The sequence below is a fragment of the Nonomuraea cavernae genome, assembly GCF_040655715.1.
GTDB classification, from domain to species: domain Bacteria; phylum Actinomycetota; class Actinomycetes; order Streptosporangiales; family Streptosporangiaceae; genus Nonomuraea; species Nonomuraea cavernae_A.
The window spans coordinates 1-7,307 of record NZ_JBFAKL010000055.1; the positions used below are offsets into that span (position 1 = coordinate 1).

Consider the following 7,307-nt stretch of genomic DNA (forward strand, 5'->3'; position numbering starts at 1 on the left):
GACAACTTGAGCGTGCACTTGGTCGCTGAACTGGCCCGTTTCGCCGAGGCCAACGCCGACTGGTTACGCATCTACCGGCTCCCGGCCTACGCCCCCGAGCTGAACCCGGCGGAAGGCATCTGGTCGCTGATGCGGCGCTCCATGGCCAACTTCGTGGTCACCGACCTGACCGCACTTGTCCGGATCGTCAAGCGCAAGCTCAAGAAGATCCAGTACCGGCCCCATCTGATCAATGGCTGCCTGGCTCAGACCGGACTCATCATCGAGGAGACCACCGTGGCCACATGACCGGCTCTACGAATTCAACCTGTTGTACCTTCAGATATGGCCCGCGCCGCAGCATGATCCCGCCGTGCTGAAAACTACCAGTCAGTTCTTCCAGTACTTGCTGAACCCTGAAGCTTGGGAACCGAAATGATCACGGACTTTGGGTTCTGAGCCCCTGGGCAACAACAGCCTCGGCCAGTCGTGAGTGGCCATGATTCCCCCTTGTCCCCTCCTGGCGGGCGCACAGCGGGCGCGGGACGTTTGCTCCTCCGGCCCGCCGATCGCCCCCAGCCACGGACGGTGGCCGGCCACCGCCGGGCGATCGTAAGGGATGCGTTGGCATGCAGCGCGTCAGAGATCCGCCCACACATGGGTGTCCATGTACGGGGATCGTCCAGTGACGAACCAAGTCTGGATGTCGTGGAGGCGTTCCAGGGCGGCTTCGTAGTACTCGGATGGCTCCGGACGAGGCAAGTTCGGGTGGCTGGTCCAGCTTGGAACGAAGTCCGCCATATACCAGTAGCCTTCTACCAGCCACCGATCAAGCTGATCTTTGGTTTCCTGCTGAGCGCAGACTTGGCGCATCGCTTTCTCCAGGTGGCTGAACGCCTGCCGATCCCAGTGAAGGTCGCATCGGAGCTGAAGGAGGAAGGATCCGTCGCGTCGAATTCCCGCCGGAGCAGTTCGAGATCGTCCACGTTGCTCAGCATGCCATCGTGCTGAGCGCGGCAGCGCGGTCGCCTTGATCAACTGTTCTGGCACGAATCTGGCACGACAGTGAAACCAAGCCCGTACAAGATCAAGGCCCAGGTTCCGAATCCCTCGGTCGGCCTGGGCTTCACATCGAGAGCGGGTGACGGGAATCGAACCCGCGCTGTCAGCCTGGGAACTCTTTCAAGATCATGGCCTCTGGGCAGCAGACGGCGCCGCTCTGCTCGCGCGACGTCTCAGGTATCCACGGCCAGGAACCCTGTCAGGAGATCCTGGTGGTGGAGAGATGCCTCAGGCAGGCATGTCGATGGTCAGTCCGGCTGTCTGGGCAGCATCGGCCAGTCGTTTGTCGTACGTGACGAATGAAGTGAGCTGGGAGCGAATGCGGAGAGCTGTTGCCAGGTGGATAGCGTCCAGGCTCCGTACGGTCACCGGTCTCACAGTTTGGGCCAGGATGCGAATGCTGGCGTCCAGTTCCACCAACTCGATCAGGTCGAGGACCAGATGAAGTCGGGCTATGGCTTCTGGGACGTAGCGTGCTAGGGCCCGTGATGACTCGATCTCCAGCAGAACCGAACTCGTCCATCCAGTCTCCGCCCGTTCGTCGAGCCAGTCGCGCAATGCCTGCGACTCGGCCTCGGCGTGGACGAGTTTCACGACGGCGGCCGAGTCGAGATAGATCATCAGCGTTCGTCCTCGCGGCTGTGGGCGATCTCCGCGGCGATGTCGATGCCGTCCGGTTCGCCGAGCGGCATACGCAGGACAGCGCGACGCATGGCGGCAGCGCGCTCCTTACGGTGGGCGGCTTCCAGCACGGCTTGACGGATAGCCGCCGAGCGCGAGCTGCCGTCATGGGTGAGGACATCCAGTGCGTGCTCGGTCTCCGAGTCGCTGCGGATGGTGATGGTGTCAGCCATGCCGCCACTGTAAGACAGTTTGTCTTACAAGGGCAAGTCCTGGCCTGCCTTCCCTCCGCGGCGCACGCTTCCGCATCCTTGGGACATGTCACTTGCTCCCGCTATAACGTTCGTGTTATGAACCGGGGAGAGGTGGAACTGGAGCCAGAGGTCGATGAGTGGTTCGACACGCTTGATCAGGAGGGGCAGGAAACGGCGGCGTTCTACGTCGACTTGCTGGCTGGGCGAGGAGTCCTGCTTGACGAGCCTTACACTCGCCAGCTCCGCGGCAAGCTGCGTGAGTTGCGTTCCACCTCGACCGGGAGGCGGTACGGATCACCTACTGGATCGCACCGGGCAGGCGGATCATCATGCTGACGGTGTTCCGCAAACAGCGGATGCGCGAATCCGCTGAGATCGAGCGTGCGTGGCGGGCCATGCAGCGATGTATCGCTGAGGCCCACACCGCAGATGAGGAGTGAGTGGCATGGGGGAGCGTAGAACGTGGGCCGCCAAGCGGGCTGACATCATGGGCCGTCCCGGAGCCGGAGCGGCATATGAGGCGGCCAGGATCCGGTTCGAGCTGGGGGAAGCGGTACGGCTGCGGCGTGAGCAGCTCGGACTGACTCAGACCGAGCTGGCTGAGCGCGCAGGATTGAAGCAGCCTGCGGTGGCACGGTTCGAGGCAGGGGGAACGATGCCGACCATCCCGATGCTGGAGCGGCTCGCGGACGCTCTGGAGATGCGACTGAGCGTTCAGTTCCAGCCGCTGCGCGAGGCGAGCTGACCGTACCGAAGCATTGTTCAGGGCTGTGAGGTGCCAAGGGCTCCTCTCGAACACGTGCGTGGTGGTTAGGTCGTGCTCTGCCTCACACCGCTTCTTGGCAGCGATCGCTCGGTCGATGTCGGCGGTCTGCGTCCCGTCCTGTCCGAATACGAGCAGGCGGGCCGTGACCTGGAGCTCGGAGACCAGCTCAGCTTCCATGTCGCTCCGCTTCAGCCGGATCACATGCGCCTGGTCTGGCGGGAGCCCACCCGCGCGGAGGACCGCGTCCGCGTGACCGCCCATACCTGCGACTGCGTGAACACGGTCTACGAGCTGTGCCACGCAGGGGGTCAGGCGCACATTCGCCGGACTCGGCGAGGCGATGGGGCGGTACAGGTCCATGAAAGCCATAGACGGCTGTTCAAGGAGGCGCAAGCCGTCTGGCTGGCCCTTCTCGACGGTCGGGCCCGATGAGCGGGCGCGGCGGAGGGTGAGTCCAGGGGTGCCCATTCCGTCGCGCCTTGGGTTGGTGGGGGACTTCTGAAGCGCAGCCAGACAGTCCCCCACCAGTCCGCACGCTTCTTGTGTTGTCGGGGAGACAGGCCGGCGCGATGCGTACACATCCGGAGATCTTCCTCACACGAGCAGGGGCCGAGCGGACGCTGTGGAGGATGGCCATGGAGGGGAGAGCCGACACTACTCAGGACCGGCGGTTCCGCGCGATGGTGCTCCTGGCCACGTTCGCAAGCCTGCGTTGGGGTGAGGTCAGCGCGCTACGCCGGATGGACGTCGATCTCAAGACACGCACCGCCCGCGTCCGGGTCGCCTTCGTCGAGCGCTCTACGGGCGGGCTGGTGCTGGGGCCTCCCAAGTCCAAGGCCGGTCGCCGGACGGTGGGCATTCCGCAGAGCATCGTCCCCATCCTCCGAGAGGATATGGACACCTACGTCCAGAGTGAGCCGGGCTCGCTGATGTTCCCGGGAGCCAAGGGCGGGCCGATCCGCCGAAGCGGCTTCAACACCCGTACACGCTGGGTGGACGTGGTCACGGAGATGGGCCTGCCAGGGCTTCATTTCCATGACCTGAGACACACGGGCAACATGCTGGCCGCCGAGTCCGGCGCGGGCCTCAAGGACCTCATGGCGCGCATGGGACACGACAACGTCCGAGCAGCCATGATCTACCAGCACGCCGTCAGGGGAGCGACGAGGCGATCACCAACGCCATCGATCGGCAACTCGAAGCACGTGACGATGACGACGACGAGGGGACGGCGGGCGTACTGGTCACGGCAGGGTGATCACGAGCTAATGGCCCGTTAATGGCCCGCGAAGATCGAACCAGTCCGGAAACAATCAAGGCCCGGGTCGGGATTCATGTCCCTACCTGGGCCTTCATAGTGAGAGCGGGTGACGGGAATCGAACCCGCGCTGTCAGCTTGGGAAGTGCATCGAGCACGGCAGGTGAGACGGCTGAGCTGGGGGTTCGACTGGTCGTGAGTGACCGTGGTTGCCCCCTCGTCACCCTGTCTAGTTGCACGCTAATTGCACGGCTGTCGCCCCGGCTCCACCTCACAACATGGGATCCTCAGCGCATATCCACGATCATGAACAGCCTTCCCGATCCCCTGCCCGAGTTCTTTGAGTCTTCGCCATCTTCGAACATGCAGGTCGGAGGCTCTGGCGTGGCACTCGCTCGGGATACTCATGCTGATCTCGGGCGGGAGTCTGCGGTCTTGATCATCCGTTATGTCATCGGTCGAGGCTGTCACATTTGGGTCATTGAACCCAACCCAGCCAGCCGGGTTGTTAATGTCAAACAGCCGCTCGCGGCGGCGCGGCCCGAAGGGCACATCAGCCCACAGCGTCATCTCCCGGTGCGGTGCGCTCTCGCGGCCCACGGCTGGCGACGGCGTCCGAGGGGCGCAGCAGCCAGGTCTCCGTTGTATGTAGTGTGCGGAAATGTCAAGAAGCGAGCGAATCGCGGACCAGCTGGACCGGCACTGGCACAAGAACCTGCGGCCGCGGCTGCACGGTCTTGCCGATGAGGAATACTTCTGGGAGCCGGTGCGTGGCTGCTGGAGCATCCGCCCACGTGGCGCGTCGGCCGCACCGATGTCGGCAGGTTCGGGGGAATGGACGATGGACTTCGCGTCCCCTGGCCCGGTGCCGGCGCCGGTGACCACGATTGCCTGGCGGCTGGCGCACATCATCGTCTCCTGCCTGGGCTACCGGGTTGGATGGCACTTCGGCGGCCAGGACGTTGACTACCAGACATTCGCCTACGCGGGGACCGCTGACGAGGCGCTGAAACAGCTCGATGAGATGTATGGGAGATGGAACGCGGGGGTCCGCGAGCTCTCGGACGCTGACCTGGAGAATCCGCCCACGGTGGGTCCCGAGCGGTTTCCCATGGAGGGCATCGTCCTGCACGTCAACAGGGAGCTGATCCATCACGGCGCCGAGATTTCCCTGCTGCGCGACCTCTACCGCTGGCAGGACGGAACCGTACCGCGCCGAATATGACTTTCCGGTAACCGGCGATCGAGCTTCGGAAACCCACGTGGACTCCGTGACGCTCCGTGGCTGCGAGCTTCAGTGAAGCTGCGCCCTCTTGAAGTAGCTGGTCAGGGTGGTGGCGTGAGGGTCGTTCGGGGTGGTCATGCTGGTGTTGGGCGGATGTCTCGGGTGAAGATCATCTGTCGGCGGGCTCCTTCGAGGTTCGTCAGGACGAACAGGGCGCGCAGCAGGCCGGTCGCGCGAGCGGGATCGGTGCGGAGCTTGGTGAGGATCCGTCAGTTCTTGAGATGGGCGAAGCCGTGCTCGACCCGCCCGCGTGCGGCGGCGAGCGCCGGGTTCGCTTCCTTTTCGCTGGTGACTCGAACCCGCGTAGCCAGTTTGGAAGATCTCGGTACGCGACCCTCTGACCTGCTGCGCTCCAGGTCAGAGGCGGTCTCGCCTTGCCCGTGAGTCCACGTGCTTCCCCCTTGGTGGCCCTCCTGACGGGCACGCAGCGGGCACGTATTCGCTGTGGCAGGATGATGGCGTTCGTCGGTTATGGACGGCCGGGCCGACTGGCCCCATGACCGGCGCTTTCGCGCCCTGGTGCTGCCGGCCACATTCGCCAGTCTGCGATGGGGTGAGGTGAGCGCGCTCCGCCGCAGTGACATCGACCTCGGCGCTGGGACGGTGTGCATACGGGTGGCCTTCGTGGAGCGCTCGACCGGGGGACTGGTCCTCGGTCCGCCCAAGTCCAAGGCTGGCCGGCGCACTGTCGGCATCCCGCAGGCCATCGTTCAGGCGCTCCGGGAGCACATCGCCACCTACGTCCAGGACGAGCCGGGCGCACTGGTGTTCCCCGGCGCGAAGGGCGGACCGCTCCGGCGCAGCGGCTTCAACACCCGCACGCGCTGGGTGGACGTGGTCAAGGAGATGGGCATGCCAGGTCTGCACTTCCATGATCTCCGGCATACGGGCAACATGCTCGCCGCCGAGTCCGGCGCGGGCCTCACGGACCTGATGGCCGGATGGGACACGACAACGTACGCGCCGCGATGATCTATCAGCACGCCGTACGGGGTGCCGACAAGGCGATCACGGATGCGATCGACAGGCAGCTTGAGAAGCGGGACGACGATGAGGACGGCTCAGCCGGGGTACTCGCCCCGGTCGGCTAATTGCACGGAAGATCGAGAGCGTCCTAGAGACAATCAAGGCCCGGGTCGGGAATCAATCTCTGACCTGGGCCTTTGGAATGGAGCGGGTGACGGGAATCGAACCCGCGCTGTCAGCTTGGGAATCACTACTGACCTTGCTGCCCTGAGCTGGGAAAACGGGGGTGCAGGTCAGGGCGGGTCGAGTCCCCGTGATTCCCCGTGAGTGACCATGGTTCCCCGCCTGTTCTGGCACGGATTTGGCACGCGATCAAGCCTGATCCCTGCGGATAGCGAGCATGAAACGGTGTCGATGGCACGTGAAAGCTGACCTTAGGCCGACGGCCAGGCGAAGTCATTGATGGACGCAGTCTGCAAGATCAGGCATGCTGGTTCCCCCTACACGGAGGATCAGATGACGATCGGGTTCACCGAGATTCTGCTCTTGCTGGTGATATGGGCCGTTCCGGCCGTGCTGTTGTTCTTCTTTATTTACTGGGCGATCCGCCTGGCGATCAGACATGAGAAGCGGCGGGTGCCGAGTCCCCAAGAGATCCTGTGGCAGGAGCGACGGGAATATATGGCGGCGGAGCGTGCCGAGCACTTGCGCACCAGGCGGTACCGGCCCGAATGAGCAAGGGCCCGAAGGCCTCTTGGCCCAGAGAGTTACTTCAGAAGCTGACGAAGATCCACGATCTGGATTCCATCCCGACCTGGGCCTTCATAAGTGGAGCGGGTGACGGGAATCGAACCCGCGCTGTCAGCTTGGGAAGTCTCTACGCGCCATGGTCGCTGACCAGGCAGAACGCTGGCCTGCGGGGGAGCGGGGTGGGTGCCCGTGATTCCCCGTGAGTCCCCCTTGATCCCTCTACTAACGGGCACGCAACGGGCACGGCGTGCGCTTGCTTATCGGGATCGTTCGTAGGCATTCAGGCCCTGCGCATTCCGATGTTGGATGATCGCGGGGTGTGATCGTCTTCGGGTGTGGGGCGCCGCGGATTGTGGCGGGAATCAG

General features: G+C 64.1%; 10 protein-coding genes. 7 read left to right on the forward strand and 3 right to left on the reverse strand.

Annotated elements, in window-relative coordinates:
- Positions 1 to 288, forward strand: a 288-nt coding sequence (locus tag AB0I38_RS39820) for a transposase (protein WP_358495801.1), incomplete at its 5' end; no start/stop codon positions are given.
- 330 nt (positions 289 to 618) lie between these two features.
- Here the strand turns inward: AB0I38_RS39820 and AB0I38_RS39825 are convergent.
- From AB0I38_RS39825 to AB0I38_RS39835, 3 genes are all read right to left on the reverse strand, one after another.
- Complete coding sequence (locus AB0I38_RS39825) at positions 619 to 1,029, reverse strand: hypothetical protein (RefSeq protein ID WP_358495805.1); 411 nt, start codon at positions 1,027 to 1,029, stop codon at positions 619 to 621.
- A 240-nt stretch (positions 1,030 to 1,269) separates the two neighbouring features.
- Positions 1,270 to 1,662 (reverse strand): type II toxin-antitoxin system VapC family toxin, encoded by a 393-nt coding sequence (locus tag AB0I38_RS39830; protein ID WP_358495808.1) that lies wholly within the window; start codon positions 1,660 to 1,662, stop codon positions 1,270 to 1,272.
- Complete coding sequence (locus AB0I38_RS39835; RefSeq protein WP_358495811.1) at positions 1,662 to 1,895, reverse strand: hypothetical protein; 234 nt, start codon at positions 1,893 to 1,895, stop codon at positions 1,662 to 1,664. The genes AB0I38_RS39830 and AB0I38_RS39835 overlap by 1 nt, the downstream gene beginning before the upstream one ends.
- Before the next feature lie 466 nt (positions 1,896 to 2,361).
- Between AB0I38_RS39835 and AB0I38_RS39840 the strand changes: the two genes are divergently transcribed.
- The 6 genes from AB0I38_RS39840 to AB0I38_RS39865 all read left to right on the forward strand — a co-directional run bounded on the left by AB0I38_RS39840 (position 2,362) and on the right by AB0I38_RS39865 (position 6,926).
- Positions 2,362 to 2,661, forward strand: coding sequence for a helix-turn-helix domain-containing protein (locus AB0I38_RS39840; protein WP_358495815.1), 300 nt, complete (start codon positions 2,362 to 2,364; stop codon positions 2,659 to 2,661).
- Between the two features lie 72 nt (positions 2,662 to 2,733).
- Positions 2,734 to 3,114 (forward strand): hypothetical protein, encoded by a 381-nt coding sequence (locus AB0I38_RS39845; protein WP_358495818.1) that lies wholly within the window; start codon positions 2,734 to 2,736, stop codon positions 3,112 to 3,114.
- Positions 3,115 to 3,251: 137 nt separating this feature from the next.
- Complete coding sequence (locus tag AB0I38_RS39850; RefSeq protein ID WP_358495824.1) at positions 3,252 to 3,962, forward strand: site-specific integrase; 711 nt, start codon at positions 3,252 to 3,254, stop codon at positions 3,960 to 3,962.
- 639 nt (positions 3,963 to 4,601) lie between these two features.
- On the forward strand, positions 4,602 to 5,165 hold the full coding sequence (locus AB0I38_RS39855; protein WP_358495829.1) for a DinB family protein: 564 nt from the start codon (positions 4,602 to 4,604) through the stop codon (positions 5,163 to 5,165).
- A 531-nt stretch (positions 5,166 to 5,696) separates the two neighbouring features.
- Positions 5,697 to 6,197, forward strand: a complete 501-nt coding sequence (locus tag AB0I38_RS39860) for a site-specific integrase (protein ID WP_358495833.1) — start codon at positions 5,697 to 5,699, stop codon at positions 6,195 to 6,197.
- A gap of 510 nt (positions 6,198 to 6,707) precedes the next feature.
- Positions 6,708 to 6,926 carry a hypothetical protein gene (locus AB0I38_RS39865; protein WP_358495836.1) on the forward strand — a complete coding sequence of 73 codons (219 nt, stop codon included), beginning with the start codon at positions 6,708 to 6,710 and terminating at the stop codon, positions 6,924 to 6,926.
- Positions 6,927 to 7,307: the final 381 nt, after the last annotated feature.

Excerpts from the sequence above, each read along its gene's own strand:
- AB0I38_RS39830 (WP_358495808.1), bottom strand. The coding sequence starts at position 1,662 with ATGATCTATCTCGACTCGGCCGCCGTCGTGAAACTCGTCCACGCCGAG.
- AB0I38_RS39835 (WP_358495811.1), bottom strand. The coding sequence starts at position 1,895 with ATGGCTGACACCATCACCATCCGCAGCGACTCGGAGACCGAGCACGCA.
- AB0I38_RS39840 (WP_358495815.1), top strand. The coding sequence starts at position 2,362 with ATGGGGGAGCGTAGAACGTGGGCCGCCAAGCGGGCTGACATCATGGGC.
- AB0I38_RS39850 (WP_358495824.1), top strand. The coding sequence starts at position 3,252 with ATGCGTACACATCCGGAGATCTTCCTCACACGAGCAGGGGCCGAGCGG.
- AB0I38_RS39855 (WP_358495829.1), top strand. The coding sequence starts at position 4,602 with ATGTCAAGAAGCGAGCGAATCGCGGACCAGCTGGACCGGCACTGGCAC.
- AB0I38_RS39860 (WP_358495833.1), top strand. The coding sequence starts at position 5,697 with ATGGACGGCCGGGCCGACTGGCCCCATGACCGGCGCTTTCGCGCCCTG.
- AB0I38_RS39865 (WP_358495836.1), top strand. The coding sequence starts at position 6,708 with ATGACGATCGGGTTCACCGAGATTCTGCTCTTGCTGGTGATATGGGCC.